The organism is Halomonas sp. MCCC 1A11062 (genome assembly GCF_021404355.1).
In the GTDB taxonomy this organism is placed as follows: domain Bacteria; phylum Pseudomonadota; class Gammaproteobacteria; order Pseudomonadales; family Halomonadaceae; genus Halomonas; species Halomonas aerodenitrificans.
On record NZ_JABFTW010000016.1, the window covers coordinates 25,935 to 41,561 of the forward strand.

At 63.2% G+C, this 15,627-nt stretch carries 11 protein-coding genes; 5 read left to right on the top strand and 6 right to left on the bottom strand.

What is annotated here, in order from left to right:
- Window positions 1–3: 3 nt before the first annotated feature.
- Window positions 4–1,821: a hypothetical protein gene (locus tag HOP58_RS16145; RefSeq protein ID WP_234260880.1), complete on the top strand. Its 1,818-nt coding sequence runs from the start codon at window positions 4–6 to the stop codon at window positions 1,819–1,821.
- Window positions 1,814–2,974: a WD40 repeat domain-containing protein gene (locus tag HOP58_RS16150; RefSeq protein ID WP_234260927.1), complete on the top strand. Its 1,161-nt coding sequence runs from the start codon at window positions 1,814–1,816 to the stop codon at window positions 2,972–2,974. The genes HOP58_RS16145 and HOP58_RS16150 overlap by 8 nt, the downstream gene beginning before the upstream one ends.
- 82 nt (window positions 2,975–3,056) lie before the next feature.
- Here HOP58_RS16150 and gcvP read toward each other — a convergent pair whose 3' ends face one another.
- Window positions 3,057–5,951: an aminomethyl-transferring glycine dehydrogenase gene (gcvP, locus tag HOP58_RS16155; protein WP_234260881.1), complete on the bottom strand. Its 2,895-nt coding sequence runs from the start codon at window positions 5,949–5,951 to the stop codon at window positions 3,057–3,059.
- 80 nt (window positions 5,952–6,031) lie between these two features.
- Window positions 6,032–6,424, bottom strand: coding sequence for a glycine cleavage system protein GcvH (gene gcvH, locus HOP58_RS16160; protein ID WP_234260882.1), 393 nt, complete (start codon window positions 6,422–6,424; stop codon window positions 6,032–6,034).
- A 486-nt stretch (window positions 6,425–6,910) separates the two neighbouring features.
- Here gcvH and HOP58_RS16165 point away from each other — a divergent pair, with 486 nt between their 5' ends.
- Together HOP58_RS16165 and gcvT are read left to right on the top strand one after the other, a co-directional pair.
- Window positions 6,911–8,317 (top strand): sodium:alanine symporter family protein, encoded by a 1,407-nt coding sequence (locus HOP58_RS16165; RefSeq protein ID WP_010628680.1) that lies wholly within the window; start codon window positions 6,911–6,913, stop codon window positions 8,315–8,317.
- An 82-nt stretch (window positions 8,318–8,399) separates the two neighbouring features.
- Window positions 8,400–9,512 (top strand): glycine cleavage system aminomethyltransferase GcvT, encoded by a 1,113-nt coding sequence (gene gcvT, locus HOP58_RS16170; protein WP_234260883.1) that lies wholly within the window; start codon window positions 8,400–8,402, stop codon window positions 9,510–9,512.
- Between the two features lie 160 nt (window positions 9,513–9,672).
- Here the strand turns inward: gcvT and HOP58_RS16175 are convergent, their stop codons facing one another.
- The 4 genes from HOP58_RS16175 to HOP58_RS16190 form a co-directional block, all read right to left on the bottom strand.
- Entirely contained in the window at window positions 9,673–11,784 is a 2,112-nt protein-coding gene (locus HOP58_RS16175; protein ID WP_234260884.1) for a YjbH domain-containing protein, read from the bottom strand.
- Window positions 11,781–12,581 carry a capsule biosynthesis GfcC family protein gene (locus HOP58_RS16180; protein ID WP_234260885.1) on the bottom strand — a complete coding sequence of 267 codons (801 nt, stop codon included), beginning with the start codon at window positions 12,579–12,581 and terminating at the stop codon, window positions 11,781–11,783. Before HOP58_RS16180 ends, HOP58_RS16175 begins: the two co-directional genes overlap by 4 nt.
- Before the next feature lie 14 nt (window positions 12,582–12,595).
- On the bottom strand, window positions 12,596–13,249 hold the full coding sequence (locus HOP58_RS16185; protein WP_234260886.1) for a YjbF family lipoprotein: 654 nt from the start codon (window positions 13,247–13,249) through the stop codon (window positions 12,596–12,598).
- 95 nt (window positions 13,250–13,344) lie between these two features.
- Window positions 13,345–13,665: a hypothetical protein gene (locus tag HOP58_RS16190; RefSeq protein WP_234260887.1), complete on the bottom strand. Its 321-nt coding sequence runs from the start codon at window positions 13,663–13,665 to the stop codon at window positions 13,345–13,347.
- 832 nt (window positions 13,666–14,497) lie between these two features.
- Between HOP58_RS16190 and HOP58_RS16195 the strand changes: the two genes are divergently transcribed.
- The gene (locus HOP58_RS16195; RefSeq protein ID WP_234260888.1) at window positions 14,498–15,607 is read left to right on the top strand and encodes a polysaccharide export protein; all 1,110 of its coding nucleotides are present in this window, start codon (window positions 14,498–14,500) and stop codon (window positions 15,605–15,607) included.
- The last annotated feature ends 20 nt before the right edge of the window (window positions 15,608–15,627 follow it).

Genomic DNA, 15,627 nt, shown 5'->3' on the forward strand with positions numbered 1-15,627 from the left:
AGCATGCCTGCCCACTGCTGTGTGAGTGCAACGGTCATCATCGAACATCGTGACACCCTGGGGCGACTTCTTCCGGCCGGCACGGAAGTGGAGCTGTGCGATATTGCCCGCCGTAGGTACCCGGCTCGCATCGACGAGTATGGTGTCAGCCGCCATGAGGGCGTCATGCCAGGCAAGGCGGCATGGCAAGTGCTCGGCCTGCATGGCCAACACCTCGTGGCGGTCGACGATGTACCGATGGATCCCAGGCTGGCGGCAGCAGCCCCGCCCGAATGCGATGTCGTCGCGGACGAAACCACGCTGCGGGCGACCTATCTGCCGCCACCCATCGTCATCAATCTGCGTGAGGATGCGGATGCGTCAGCGCCGGACCTGCTCAGCGACGAGGAGTTGGAGCAGCTACGCCTGGCCGGCAACAACGCCACCCTGTTCCTGCATGGCTACAACGTACCCTTTGGCGGCTATCATCACTTCGCCAATTGGGAGCAGCGCGATGACGTTAGCGAGCGCCCCATACTGGTGCCTGCGGGAAGCGCAAGCACCGCGACCATTCGGCAGGATACGGAGGGTCTGTCGATCCACATTCCCCCGAGATCGTGGGGAAACCACTACCCACCGACTAACCCTGCGAGCTCCGACCAACTGGAAGCTTTGCTCAACGGCTCGGCAGCACACAGCTGGTGCCTGCACATGGAGTATCGGCTCAATAGCGCTGCCGGTATGCAGGACGACGACTGGCGCCCGTATACCCGCATCGTCGGCGTGGCCTGGTCCGGCAATACCGGGGCGGTGGACTTCTTCCAGGCGGAACTCAACGCCATGGCCGCAGGGCGCCGCCTGGTGGCGCTGCTGAGCCAGCTCCACGAAGCCGGTATCGCCATTAATGTCATCTGCCATTCGCTGGGCGCGCGGGTCATCCTTACCGCGCTGAATATTCTTGGCGAACGAAGCCAGTATCAGGTGCTGGACAATCTATACCTATGGCAGCCTGCCGTGGCGGACAACGCGCTGGTGAACGATCCCACCCAGGACAGTCATCCGCTGGGCATGGGCATCTTCCCCGATGCTCACAAGGCAGTGCGCAACGTGGTGGTGCTGCACTCGCAGGAAGATGGCATTCTCGGTCCGCCGCCGAGCAGGACGCGCGCCTTCTGGCAGCAGGTTGCTATAATAATCAGCCCCCCCCTGTACTGGCTAGGTGAGACGTTCGGCGCCGACGATCGGCTGGATGAGGTGATCGGCACGGCAGGCGGCGCCTACGGCAAGAAATGGTGGGTGTTCCCCAGCGGCCTGTCGACGCCCATCTCCCAGTACTATGCCGACAAGGCGCCGGCCCATACCGTAAGCCCACCGACTCCTAGCCAGCCACCCGTGGGGCCGGACCCCTATGGCATAGAGCGAGCCGCCCGGGGCTGGCAGGCGTTCAAGGAGCAGGCCATGCAGGAGGCGCGCGATGCCCTGGCCAGCGGCGACACGTTGCCCACCTACCATTTGCTGGCGCCGTTGGCGCATCACGCGGTGATCACGGAGGCGCGAGCGGCTCGGTATGTCGACGCCCTCCAGGCGCTGGTAGCGAGAAGCTGGCGGGCAGGAAAGACGCCGCGGGCAGCGCTGGGGCATATTGGGTTTGGGGCCGTGAAAGACATACCCTATTTTCAGGCTCGGCTGCGCACAAAAGAATTCGACTTTGTCGATCAGACACTTTGGCTATTCGACCACTCGGGAATGAGAATTCCCAGCGAGGAAGTGTTTGAACGAAGCTACAAGGAAGGCATCTACGACCATATCAAGGAGACTTCCCGCTTTGGCCGTTATGACTAAGAAAAAGTTGGTCGCGCTTATCGTGGGTGGGGCGCTATTCGTTGGCCTGGCGGCATACGGGTTCCTTGCCAGCGCTCGACTGGAGCCCGTGACCTCCCTGAGTGTTTCGTCAGATGGTCGCTACGTGATCAGCGTGCATGAAGACGCCCGGATGGTGCTATGGGATCTGGAACAGCGAAAGCGCGAGGTGTTATCCAAAACGGCCAATCTTTATAGCGCCTACTTTATCGAGAATAGCGACGCCTTCCTGTGGCAGGATCTCGATGACGTAGTGCATGTGCAGCGCGTCGATGGCGAGGTGATCGAAGCATTCGAGCACTTTCCTACCTATGGGCATGTAATGTCCCACGACCGGGAGCACTACCTCTCCGCCAATCGAACCTGGAACATCTATCACGGCCATGGCGCGGCCCTGCGCCCCGTGTTGCGCGACAGTCGCAGCCCCAGTTTCACCGGGACGGGGCAGGTGCTGAATCTCTCTATCGGAGGTCGTTATTTCGTCTCCGGCGGCTCGGGCAGCCCTGGCGGTGAACTGGAGGACTCTCCACCTGTGCGGGAAGAGGAGGAGTTCCGTTTCTCTTCAAGCTATGGCGGTGTCACGCTATGGAGTCTCGATACCCTGGCGCCCGTGGCGAAGCTGCCCGGTAACTCATCCAAGACCTATGCCACCATCAGCCCGGATGGTCAGTGGGTCGTCAGCGGTGATGAGAATAATCTCGGTTTTTTCTGGAAGACTGACAGTCCAGATGAAAAGTATGATATGGCTAACTACTTTGTTGGTTTGTATTTGGGGGAGGATCCTAACAGTTACGATGGCCTTTGGGATAAGAGTCAGCTTATCGAGGCGCCAGAGGGAGCGTCCGCTGTAACCATCGCTCTCGCCTTTGTCAACGGCAGTGATGAATTCCTCAGACTGGGAACCTATAGCCATTATGCGGCGTTGTTTGAAGCAGGAAATCCCTGGCCGCAGAAGTACTTCTATCTGGGCGATAGCCCGCAGCCATCAGTGTTCGACTACTCCCGTAACCTGAGCATCGATTCGGCGCCTGAGGCTAACCTGCTGGTTACCGGGCACGCCTTCGGGGGTGGTATCACCGTTTACCGCTACGACCCCGAAGCGCGCACGTTGACGAAGGAGTGGGTGGGTAGGTGAGGGTGCAGCGAAACGCTGACAGCAAACGGCCCGCCGATCGCTCGGCGGGCCGTTTCGCTTTGCTGCTTCAGTCAGCGACGCGTCAGTCGCGGTACTCGTCGATGCTGGGGCAGGAGCAGATCAACTGCCGGTCGCCGAAGACGTTGTCGACGCGGTTGACCGCCGGCCAGTACTTGGCCGACTTGACCGCTTCCGAGGGGAAGGCGGCGACTTCGCGGGAGTAGGCGCGTGCCCAGGCCGGGTCCATGAGGTCGGCCATGGTGTGCGGCGCATTCACCAGCGGGTTGTCGTCGGCCGGCCACTCGCCGCGCTCGACCCGGGCGATCTCCTCGCGAATGGCGATCATGGCGTCGCAGAAGCGGTCGATCTCGTAGCGCGACTCCGACTCGGTGGGCTCCACCATCAGCGTGCCGGGGACCGGGAAGGACATGGTCGGCGCATGGAAGCCGTAGTCCATCAGGCGTTTGGCGATGTCTTCCTCACTGATGCCCGAGGCGCTCTTGAGCGGGCGGATGTCGATGATGCACTCGTGGGCCACGGTGCCGTTGACGCCGCGATAGAGCACCGGATAGTGCGCCTCGAGGCGCCGGGCGATGTAGTTGGCGTTGAGGATGGCCAGCTCGGTCGCCTGGCGCAGGCCGCGCGCGCCCATCATCTTGATGTAGGCCCAGGAGATCGGCAGGATCGAGGCGCTGCCGAAGGCCGCGGCGGAGACGGCGCCGCAGTTCTCGTTCACGCCAGCAATGGGCGTGACCACATGGTTGGAGACGTAGGGCGCCAGGTGCGCCTTGACCCCGATCGGGCCCATGCCGGGGCCGCCGCCACCGTGGGGAATGCAGAAGGTCTTGTGCAGGTTGAGGTGGCTGACGTCGCCGCCGAAGTCGCCGGGGCGGGAGAGGCCGACCTGAGCGTTCATGTTGGCGCCGTCGATGTAGACCTGGCCGCCATGGCGGTGAACGATGGCGCACGCTTCGCGAATGCCCTCCTCGAACACGCCGTGAGTCGAGGGGTAGGTGAGCATGATCGCCGACAGCGCTTCGCTGTGCTTCTCGGCCTTGGCGCGCAGGTCGTCGAGGTCGATGTTGCCGTTGCTGTCGCACTCCACCACCACCACCTTCATCTGCGCCATGGCGGCGGAGGCGGGGTTGGTACCGTGGGCGGAGCTGGGAATCAGGCAGACGTCGCGGTGGCCTTCGCCCTGGGCCGCCTGATAGCGGCGAATGGCCACCAGGCCGGCGTATTCGCCCTGGGCGCCGGAATTGGGCTGCATCGAGATGTGGTCGTAGCCGGTGATCTCGACCAGGAAGGCCGCCAGCTCGTCGATCATCTGCTTGTAGCCGACGGCCTGCTCCTGGGGCACGAAGGGGTGCAGCTGGCCGAACTCGGGCCAGGTGATCGGAATCATCTCGCTGGTGGCGTTGAGCTTCATGGTGCATGAGCCCAGCGGGATCATGGCGTGAGTGAGCGAGAGGTCCTTGTTCTCCAGGCGCTTGAGGTAGCGCAGCATCTCGGTCTCGCTGCGGAAGCGCTTGAAGTTGGGATGCGTCAGGAAGTCGGACTCGCGACGGCTGGCGGCGGGAATGCCGCTGATGCCTTCGGCGGCGATGCGCTCGTCCAGCGCCGTGATCGACAGGCCGTGTTCCTCGCCGAGCAGCACGTCGAACAGCACGTCGAGATCGTGAGCGGTGGTGGTCTCGTCGAGGCTGACGCTGATGTCGCCGCCTTCGAAATAGCGCAGGTTGATCTCGTGGGTCATGGCGCGACCGTGGATCTTGCCAGCATCGACCCCGGTCAGGCGCAGGGTGTCGAACCAGGTGTCATGCGCCAGGCGCACGCCTTTCTCCTTCAGCCCCACGGCTAGAATGGTGGTCAGGCGATGGATACGGGTGGCGATGGTGGTGAGGCCCTCGGCGCCATGGTAGACGGCATAGAACCCGGCGATGTTGGCCAGCAGGGCCTGGGCGGTACAGATGTTGGAGGTGGCCTTCTCGCGGCGAATGTGCTGTTCGCGGGTCTGCATCGCCATGCGCAGGGCGGTGTTGCCGCGGGCATCGCGGGACACGCCGATGATGCGCCCGGGAATGGAGCGCTTGAGCGAGTCGGTGGTGGCGAAGTAGGCGGCATGCGGGCCGCCGTAGCCCATGGGAACGCCGAAGCGCTGGGTGTTGCCCACCACGATGTCGGCGCCGAGCGCCCCCGGCTCCTTGAGCATCACCAGACTCATGATGTCGGCCGCCACGCAGGTCATCACGTTCCGCTCGCGGGCGGTGGCCAGCAGCGGGGTGAGATCGTGTACGCGCCCGCTTTCGCCCGGGTACTGCAGCAGGGCACCGAACACGTCGTGCTCGGCCAGGCTCTCGGCCGGGCCAACGATCAGTTCGAAGCCGAAGTAGTAGGCGCGAGTGCGCACCACGTCGAGAGTTTGCGGCAGCACGTCGTCGGCGACGAAGAAGGCGTTGCTCTTCGACTTCTTGTTGGCCCGCTGACACAGTGCCATGGCTTCCGCGGCGGCGGTGGCCTCGTCGAGCAGCGAGGCGTTGGCCAGCTCCATGCCGGTGAGGTCCATCACCATCTGCTGGAAGTTGAGCAGGCCTTCCAGGCGGCCCTGGGCGATCTCGGGCTGATAGGGAGTGTAGGCGGTGTACCAGCCCGGGTTCTCCAGCACGTTGCGCTGAATCACGGCCGGCACGTGGGTGTTGTAATAGCCCTGGCCGATGTAGGTCTTGAACACCTTGTTCTGCCGCGCCAGGCGCTTGAGGTAGTCCAGCGCCTCGGCTTCGCTGCGCGGCGGGTCGAGGTCCAGCTCGCGACCAAGGCGAATGTCTGCCGGCACCGTGCGCTCGATCAGCGTTTCGAGGCTCTCCATGTCGAGCGCCGCCAGCATGGCGGCAACATCTTCGGCTCCGGGGCCATTGTGGCGGCGGATGAAGGCGTCATGATCGGCCAGATCGGCCAGGCGGCGGTTGTCATAAACCATGGAAAAACCCGTGCGTTGAAATGGAAGTGCAGGCGCTGGAAAACCCGGCCGCAGGGCCGGGAGGCATCGGTGCGTTGCTATCAGGCTTCGCTGTCGACCACGGCCTGGTAGCCCTCGGCGTCGAGCAGGGCTTCCACGGCTGCCGCATCCTCGACGCGAACCTTCATGATCCAGCCACCTTCATAGGGGGCTTCGTTGACGGTCTCGGGAGCATCTTCGAGAGCCTCGTTGACTGCGACGACCTCACCGGCGAGCGGGGCATAGAGATCGGAAGCGGCCTTGACCGATTCGATCACGCCGAACTCTTCACCCTTTTCCAGAGTGCGCCCAACCTCGGGCAGTTCCACGAACACCACGTCGCCCAAGGCTTCCTGAGCGTGATCGGTGATGCCGATGGTGACGGTGCCGTCGCCATTGTCCAGCACCCATTCGTGGCTGTCGTTGTAGCGCAGGTTGGCAGGAATAGAGCTCATGATGATTTTCCTATAAGAAAAAGGTTTTCTGGCTGGGTGAATGCTAACGCCATTGTCGGCATTTTGCGAGTCTCAAGATGCCGCTCGACGCCGCTGTCAGGGCATCGTGCATGGTTAGCGTGGCGCCTGCAGCCGTGAACGTCCAGTCCCGCCGTGACGATACGGGCATGCAGCCAGGCCGTGCCGCCGTTCGACAGCGGCGGCGTGGCTCACTACGCTATAGCTGGCGCTTGTCGAGTGGCGGCAATGGCAGTGAGGTACACCGTAGTGGCGGATCGTGTCCTATCGTTGTTTCCGATACGAAACAAGCGTTAATCTAGTATCCAGCAAGCGTTAACGGCCAGGCTGCAGCAGCCATTTCGGCGAGCTGGTGTATTCCTGGCGATTTCCGCTATGGTACGCCGTCTCACTACAGGATCCTTCGGGGAAACGCCCTGAAGACGGTGGGATGCCTTATAACACTCCATACAACAGAGGGAAGCGTTCGTGGAAACATTGACAGCCATATTCGAGGCCATCAACGGCGTGGTCTGGGGACCGTTGATGCTGATACTGCTGCTGGGGGTGGGCCTCTACCTGCAGCTCGGATTGAAACTGATGCCCATCCGCAAGTTGGGCACCGGCTTCAAGCTGATGTGGCAGGGACGAGAGGCCAAGCCGGCACCGGGTGAGGTCAAAAAGGCGGAAGCAGAGGGGGAGATCTCGCCCTTCAACGCGCTGATGACGGCACTCTCCGCCACCATCGGCACCGGTAACATTGCCGGTGTGGCGACGGCCATTGCTCTTGGCGGCCCAGGCGCGGTGTTCTGGATGTGGATCACGGCGCTGGTAGGCATGGCGACCAAGTTTGCCGAAGCCGTGCTTGCCGTGCGCTATCGTGAGACCGATAGCACCGGCTACCACGTCGGCGGGCCGATGTTTTACATCAAGAACGGCCTGGGCAAGAAGTGGCTGTGGCTGGGTGGCGCCTTCGCCTTCTTCGGCGCAGTGGCGGCCTTCGGTATCGGCAACACCGTACAGTCCAACTCGGTTGCAGACGCTCTCGACTCCACCTTCGGTATTCCGCACTGGCTGACTGGCGTGGTCATCATGGTGCTGGCGGGTGCCGTGATCCTCGGTGGCATCAAGCGTATCGCCAAGGTGGCCGGCAAGCTGGTGCCGTTCATGGGTATCGCCTATGTCGCGGCCGGTCTGGTGGTGCTGGTGGTCAATGCCGGCCAACTGGGCGAAGCCTTCAGCATGATCTTTTATTACGCCTTCAACCCGCATGCGGCGGTGGGTGGTTTCGCCGGGGCGGCGGTGATGGCCGCCATTCGCTTCGGGGTGGCGCGCGGTATCTTTTCCAACGAGGCGGGCCTGGGCAGCGCGCCGATCGCCCACGCGGCGGCCAAGACCCGCAACCCGGTTCGGCAGGGCATGATTGCCATGCTCGGCACATTCATCGATACCATCATCGTCTGTACCATCACCGCGCTGGTGATCCTGACCTCCACGGTGTGGATCGAGGGTGAAGCGGGGGCTTCGCTGACGGCGCTCTCCTTCGATGCGGCACTGCCCGGCTGGGGCAATCAGATCGTCTCGCTGGCGCTGGCGGTGTTCGCCTTCACCACGATTCTGGGCTGGTCGTTCTACGGTGAGAAGTGCTTCCAGTTCCTGTTCGGCACCCGCTCGATCATGCTCTATCGCGTGCTGTTCGTGCTGGCCATCCCGCTGGGGGCCATGGCACAGCTCGGCTTCATCTGGCTCATGGCGGACACCTTCAACGCCCTGATGGCCATTCCCAACCTGATCGCTCTGGCCTTGTTGTCACCGGTGGTGTTCAAGGTCACCCGCGATTACTTCGACGGCAAGGAGGTGTTGCCGGGCGAGGATCTCGATCACGACAAGGCGTGATGGACCTGCGGTCGACGAGGCGCTGCCTGGCGCCTCATTCCGCCTGGCCAGCCCTGTCATCCCAATGTCACGAGGAAACCTCATGAGCGATCTCAAGCGCACACCGTTGTACGACCTGCATCTCGAACTGGGCGGCAAGATGGTGCCCTTTGCCGGCTACGAGATGCCGGTGCAGTTTCCGCTCGGTGTGAAGAAGGAGCATGAGCACACTCGCAATGCCTGCGGGCTGTTCGATGTCTCCCATATGGGACAGCTTCTTCTGCATGGTCCCAGCCCAGCCGAGGCCCTGGAAACGCTGGTCTGTGCCGATATCGTCGGGCTGCCCCAGGGCATGCAGCGCTATGCGCTTTTCACCGCTCAGGCGGGCGGAATCCTGGATGATCTGATGGTGGCCAATCCGGGCGACCACCTCTACCTGGTGGTCAATGCCGCGTGCAAGGATCAGGACATTGCGCTGCTCGACATGGGGCTCGACGACGAGCACCGCGTCGAGGTACTCGATCGCGCATTGTTGGCCCTGCAGGGGCCCAAGGCGGCGGACGTCATGCGGCGTCACTGCCCGCAGGCCTGTGAGCTGGTGTTCATGCAGCACGGCCGTTTCGAGATGATGGGCGTGCCAGTGTGGATCAGCCGCAGCGGTTACACCGGTGAGGATGGCTTCGAGATTTCGATTCCCGCCGAGGAGGCGGAGGCCCTGGCTCGCAGGTTGCTGGCCGAGGATGAGGTCGAGGCGATCGGCCTGGGAGCACGCGATTCGCTGCGTCTCGAGGCTGGACTGTGTCTCTATGGCCATGACATCGACACCGAGACCACGCCCGTGGAAGCGGGGCTCATCTGGGCCATCGGCAAGCCGCGTCGTCATGGGGGGGAAAGGTCCGCCGGATTCCCGGGGGCGGATGTGATCCTGCACCAGGTTGATGCCAAGGATCATCGCCGCAAGCGTGTCGGGCTGCTGGGCGAAGGGCGCGCTCCGGTCCGTGAGGGAGCCGAGCTTTACGGCGAGGACGGCCGTCATATCGGCAGGGTGACCTCGGGAGGCTTCGGCCCCAGCGTGGGCAGCCCGGTGGCCATGGGGTACGTCGACATCGAGTATGCCGAGATCGGTACCACCGTACATGCCGAGGTGCGTGGCAAGCGCTTGCCGATGGTGGTGAGCAAGATGCCCTTCGTGGCGCCGGGCTATCACCGCGGCTAACGCACTCATCCACATTTATACCGTTATCTTCACCAAGGCCACCGCAGCGGATGCGGTGGCCTTGCCGTTTCTGGGTCCAGGTCTCGAAGCCCAGGTCTCGAAGATTCGAAGATCGTTCGAGGCCCGGGCGCGGATAGGGTGAAGCCGCTGTCGTCTGAACTCAGCGCAGCAGCTCGGCATGCTCCTCCCAGTAGCGTCCCATGCTGCGCTCCTCGGTCAGGTCGAAGAGCGTCTGACGCCGCGCCAACTGGGCGCCGCCATCCCGCGTGAGCGGCCGCCAGGCGACCTGGGCCCGCTGACGGGTGGAGCGCACGAAGAAGGCGTCCAGCGGCATCGAGAGATAGATCCCCTTGTCGAAGCTGCCTTCGCCGAAGTCGCTGCCGGCATCGGTGAAGGTGGCCCAGCTGCCCAGGCGAATACCGGATTCGAACTCCCGGGAGACGTCGAAGGTGACGCCGAGATCGCCTGCCAGGTAGCGCCCGACGCTGACCTTGGCCAGCACGTCTTCGAAATCCGTCTGCCAGTATCCCGTGACGTGGCCGGTCCAGGTGCTGTAGTCGCGCATGCCGAAACGCTGGTCGAACTCACGCTGTTTCACCCAGTTCACGTCCAGGCCCAGGGCTACGTCGGAGTTGAACGGACGGTAGAGCAACTCCCCCCCCGCACCGGCGAACATGGTTTCGAGCAGACCGCCATAGCCCATGGCGTACCAGTCGTTGCCGAGCTGGGCGGTACGGGTGTACTGCAGGTTGGAGATGCCGATATCGGTCTCGGCCAGATAGTCGCCGATATGGGTCCTGACACGCGGCAGGTCCGAGGGGCCGATGTAGTGGTACCTGTCGAGATTGTCGTCCAGCGTGTAGGTCAGCGTGGCCGACAGCCAGTCGTTGCGCCCCAGCCGATATTCGCTGTCGAAGTTGGCCGAGAGGCGGTACAGGTAGCCGTCCGGGCCGCCGAAATTCTGTTCGAGCTGCGGTGCGAGGCTGTAGGAGAAGCCCTGCGAGGTAGTTTCATGCAGCAGCTCACCCTGGGGCGGTGCATGGCCGGCATGGGCATAGAGACCGTGCCGGTAGGCGACGGTTTCGGCGCTGGAGACGGCGGCGGTAGCCAGGGCGTGACGGTCGTGAACACTCTCGCGCAGGGGCATGCCGCGCTCGTGCCAGCGGAAGCGCAGGATGTCCACGTCGTCGCCGAGATGGTTGTGCAACAGGCGCCCGGCGCGGTACTCGCTTTCCGCGAGCGAAGGGTAGCGGGTGGGTTCGCCCTCGATGACGACACTGTTGTCGGACTGGTAGATGCGGTAGACGCCGATACCGGCGTTGGCATCCAGCTCACTGCTGAGCCCGCTCCAATCGCCGGTGTTGGCTGCGGGTGGCTCGCCGATCTCCGCCGGGAGCGGGTCGCGCTTGAGCTGGGAAACCCCGGCAAGATTGGTGCTCACGCTGATGCCGAGCATGGCGGTGTTACCACGCTGCCAGCCGGCCTTGAGCTCGACGTTGTCGCTCAGTTGCAGACGGGCGCCCAGATTGACCCGTGAATCCTGCTCCTGATGATTGCGCTGGGGTTCGCGCTGATAGTCGTTGCCGTCCACCTCGAGCTGCAGCACCAGTGGGCGCCAGGGCGTTTGATACTCGATACCGCCGAACAGGGCGCTGCGGCCGCTGAACAGGCTGCCCAGGTTCACGCTGCCACCGTCGCCGCCCGAAGTGAACCCGGAGCGACGCTCGAAGCGATCGTCGAGACGGCTCAGGGGATTGGTGAAATCCTCCTGGTTGCCGAGGTAGCCCCAGCCGATGCCCAGCGTGAAGTCGAAATCGTGCCAGCGCTTGCTGGCGACGAGGTATTCGCCTGCAAACAGGCCGGTGCCGCCGATATCGCGAGCGCCGACTGCAATCTGCGGCCAGTAACGATCCTCTTCGCGCAGACGCAGCTTGACGTCGACGCCTTTGTCCAGGTTGTTGCGGTCGCCGCGGGCGGCCAGATAGCGGCGATTCTCGACTTCGACGTAGCGAAACCCCGCTTCGAGCCACTCGGTGGGCTGGAAGAACAGGTTGTAACGGCGATAAGGTGCGGTACGCGACATCGAGAAGGCAAAGCCGCCCAAGGGTGCCATGCGGGCCGTCGGGGTCTGCATGATCCCCACGCCGCCGAAATCGCCTTGACCCGTGCCCAGGCGTGGCTGGGTCGAGTCGGCGGCGGCGGACATCGTCGTCGCCATGATGGCCAGAGCAAGAGAGGTAAGACGCAGCGGATGCGCAGTGGGGCGCTTCATTGGGTAGCGCCTCCCACTGTGGTTTGCTCAGATGTGGTTTGCTCAGCCGCTGGCAGCGTGAGAGAGCGGCAGGCGTCGCTGGGCAGTCGCGTGGCCAGGTAGTCGGGCAGGGCGCGATTGACCCAGGCGGCCTCCTGGACGGGGTCGCGGAATATCAGCACCACTCGGCTACCGGCCGCCAAGGGCAGGTTGCCGGCATTCCAAGCCGCCACGCCAACCCGGCGAGGCGCCCCTTGAGGTGGGATTACCCACGCTTCGTCTGCCGCGGACCAGTGGCGCCGGGGGCGCTCGCGCAGCAGCCTGCGCAGGTCCATGCCGGGCTGCCAGCGTTGGCGAGTGACGCCGCCGAAGTGCCAGAACTCGACCCAGTCGGGCAGGGCGCAGGTGCCTGCGGCAGCGAGTGAGTCCAGCGCGGGATCATGACGCGGAGAGGCCAGCAGAGCGGCCAGATCGGCTCGAGCGAGTGTGCGGCTGGGATGTGCCTGCAGCTCTTCGATACGGGCTCGCCATTCGCGCAGTCCCTGCGCGAGTTGCGCATGGCCTGCCAGGGCATGCCAGTCGGCCAACGTGATCAGTTCTTCCCCAAGCCGCAGGCCCTGATGTCGCTGTGCTTCGCGGTCGACGTGAAGCAGGTAGTAGGCAAGGGCAGACGCCTCGGGCTGGGCCGGCTGCTCGAGCCACAGTTGCGAAAGTGTTGGCGTGTCGGCCTTGGCGGCCAGAGACAAGGTCAGTATCAGCAGCGTGCCCAGGCTGGTGCAGGACCAGCGCCTGGCGCGGGCGTGGTGACGTTGGGTCATGCTCGTTCTCTTCGTCACGGCGATGCATCGTCGTTGAACAGGGTCATCTGCTCGGCTTCGCTCGCAGTGTTCTCGGCATCGCTCCACCAGGGCCGTGCTACCTGCCACTGCAGCCGTTGACCCTTTGGCCAGAGCGTCATGTCACCCCCCCAGATCCACCGGGTTCCCGGCTGGCGCCAGAACACCCCGCGGCTACTCGTGTTGCTGCCCTGCCAGTCGAGTCGCTCCGTGCAGCGCTCGAGTGTGATTCGAGTCAGTGGCATCTCGACGGGCTCGGGCGGCTCGCAGTCGAGCGTTGCTTGTGCCACGTCCTGCCACTCCCGGCCGTGGTGGTCCTGCCAGTGAGCGTGCACCCGGTAGTGCTGCGGAGCATCGCCGGCGGATTGCCACCGCCCCAGCAGCACCTCCCCAAAGCCGGCCGTGCTGACGGGCAAGCCGTCACGCAGATGCAGCGTGGCGCGGTCGCCCGCCTGCCAGTAGGTGTCCCGTCCGTGCTCACCGGTGCGGTGCGCCATGATCAGCAGCGCCCGATTGCCTTGCTGTTTCGCTACCAGCGACGCGTAGGGCAGGGCTTCCGCGCGTTCCGCCAGGTCTCGGGCCGGCTGATTGCCCAGCAGTGTCTCACCCAATGGCGAGAGCTGGCCTTGAGCGCAGGCCGTCAGGCTCATCAGCATGCCTGCCCAGCACGAGCATCGAAGCAGGACCGCCTGACGGCGGTCCTGGTTCGGCACACGAGAGTCTCGGTACCGTCTGTGTCGGCCCATCAGCGGGTCCCGGTAGCCGTTCCGGTTCCGGTACCTGTGCCGGCGGCAATCACCACGCCGATGCCGGCAGCACCGCGATTCACGGCGCCGGCAAGCGCCTGGCCGGAATTGCCCGGGGCTGCCCCGGCCGCTCCACGGCCGGTAGCGAGCCCGCCGCTGGCAACGGCGGCCGGTGCAGGTGTGTTGGCCGAGTTGCCAGGAGCCCCCTGGGTGCCTTGCGGCAACGTGGCCTGCTGCGCCAGCGCCAAAGGCGCAAGGGCGAGCAAGGCCACGCCCGCCAGGGCGGCGGCATGATGCCTGGCCATCTTCAGTGAGTGCATAGGGTTCTTCTCCTTTGTTGCGCCGGACTCTTCCGGCGGGGCGAATGGCCGGAGAGCGCACCCCGTCAATAAAAATGGGATGGACTGTCCGGCCTGCCTGCGAGAGCAGGCAATTCAACGGGCTTAATGGGAATTAGCCGGTGAGTCCTGGCTGCGCTGGACGTTAAGGATATAGTGAGAAACAAATAACGCAATACCTCGGGTGATTGAAGAAACCAAGCTTTATCATCCGTTGCTGGTTATGTAACACATGTAAAAAAATGTATAAAATGGCTTGTGGGTGATGACAAGTCAAAAAAACGAGGTATTCTAGCCTCACTTGAGTGGTGTCTTACATGGATGAGAAGACCCCTCCCCCTCATCCTGACTTCTCAAGTTGCCATTGTGTTGCGGTTCTGCGCAGCAGGATTTTTTTGTTTTAAAATCAGTGATTTGAAATGGTTTCGGAGATTTCCATTCGACTTCGTGGCGGTAGCGTGCCTGAGGATTCGTGATAAGAGCTCGGCTCTCTTGTCAGACAAAATATAGTTTGTTGTAAGTAATTATGGTGCTGTCTTGTAGGATATTGACGACAACTCAAGATTGAAGCTGTCGCAAAAATTAGACATGTCGTGTCGTGGAAAGCCGTCATATGGAGAGGTTGGGGGTGGGGGGTTGTAAATATTTTGTTCTGCTTTGTGTCACCGAATGGAGACGCGGCGTGAATAAAATAAGAGACATATAGAGACCCATTAAAGAGACAGTTTTGAGTCAAATAAAAGTCAAATGGGCAGGGCGGGTTAACTGGGCCATGCGAGAACACTCAATGAAGCATTATTCCTTGCGAACGCGAATGAGCCGCGTGCTCTTGTCTTGTGGCGTGCTGCTCATGGGTGGCTGCGCCTTTGCCCCCGGTGGCCACATCGACTACCGCACGGACGCAGCGCCCATCGACGATCTGGTCGATATCGAGCCGATCACCTTCGGCCTGGTGCGCGCGCTGCGGCAGGAGCGTCAGCAAGTCGAAGATTTCGGCAGGGTCAGTGAGTCGCTGCAGCAGGACATCGATGGTTACGACTACTACATCGGCAAGGGCGATGTGCTCACCGTCATCGTCTATGGTCATCCGGAGCTGACCATCCCTGCCGGCGGGGAGCGCAGTGCCGCCGAATCGGGCAACACCGTACACAGTGACGGCACCATCTTCTATCCCTTCATCGGCCGGATCCCCGTGGAGGGGCGCACGGTGCGGGAGGTGCGTGACGTCATTGCCCGTGGCCTCGAGCCCTATGTGGCCATGCCGCAGGTCGAAGTGCAGGTGGCCCAGTACAACTCGCAGCGGGTCAACGTGACCGGTGCGGTCGCCGACCCCGGCCCACTGCCGATCCGCAACGTGCCGCTGACCGTGCTCGATGCCATCAGTCAGTCCGGCGGTCTGGCGGACCGCGCCAACTGGCATGACGTGCTGCTGACCCGGAATGGAGAAGAGATCCGCCTTTCGCTGCACGAGATGCTCAATCGCGGCCGGCTCGACCAGAACCTGCTGCTACGGGCCGGCGACGTTTTGCACGTTCCCGACAACAGCGACCAGAAGGTCTATGTCATGGGCGAGGTGCGCGAGCCGCGGAGCCTGTCGATGGGGGCAAATCGGTTGACCTTGACCGATGCGCTGTCCGAGGCCGGCGGTATCAACGAGGGCAATGCCAACGCCTCGGGCATCTTCGTCATTCGCCGGGCGCCGGAGGAGAGCGACAAGCTGGCCACGGTGTATCAGCTCGATGCTCGCAATGCCACGGCGCTGATGCTGGGCGCGGAGTTCGCTCTCGAGCCCACCGACGTGATTTACGTGACGACGACGCCGCTGGGACGTTGGAACCGCGTGGTGCGTCAGATCCTGCCCACCGTCAGCAGCATCTACCAGACCACCCGTACCGGGCGTGAGCTGGAACGGATCGGCGAATAGGGCAGCAGAAAACAGGAGCA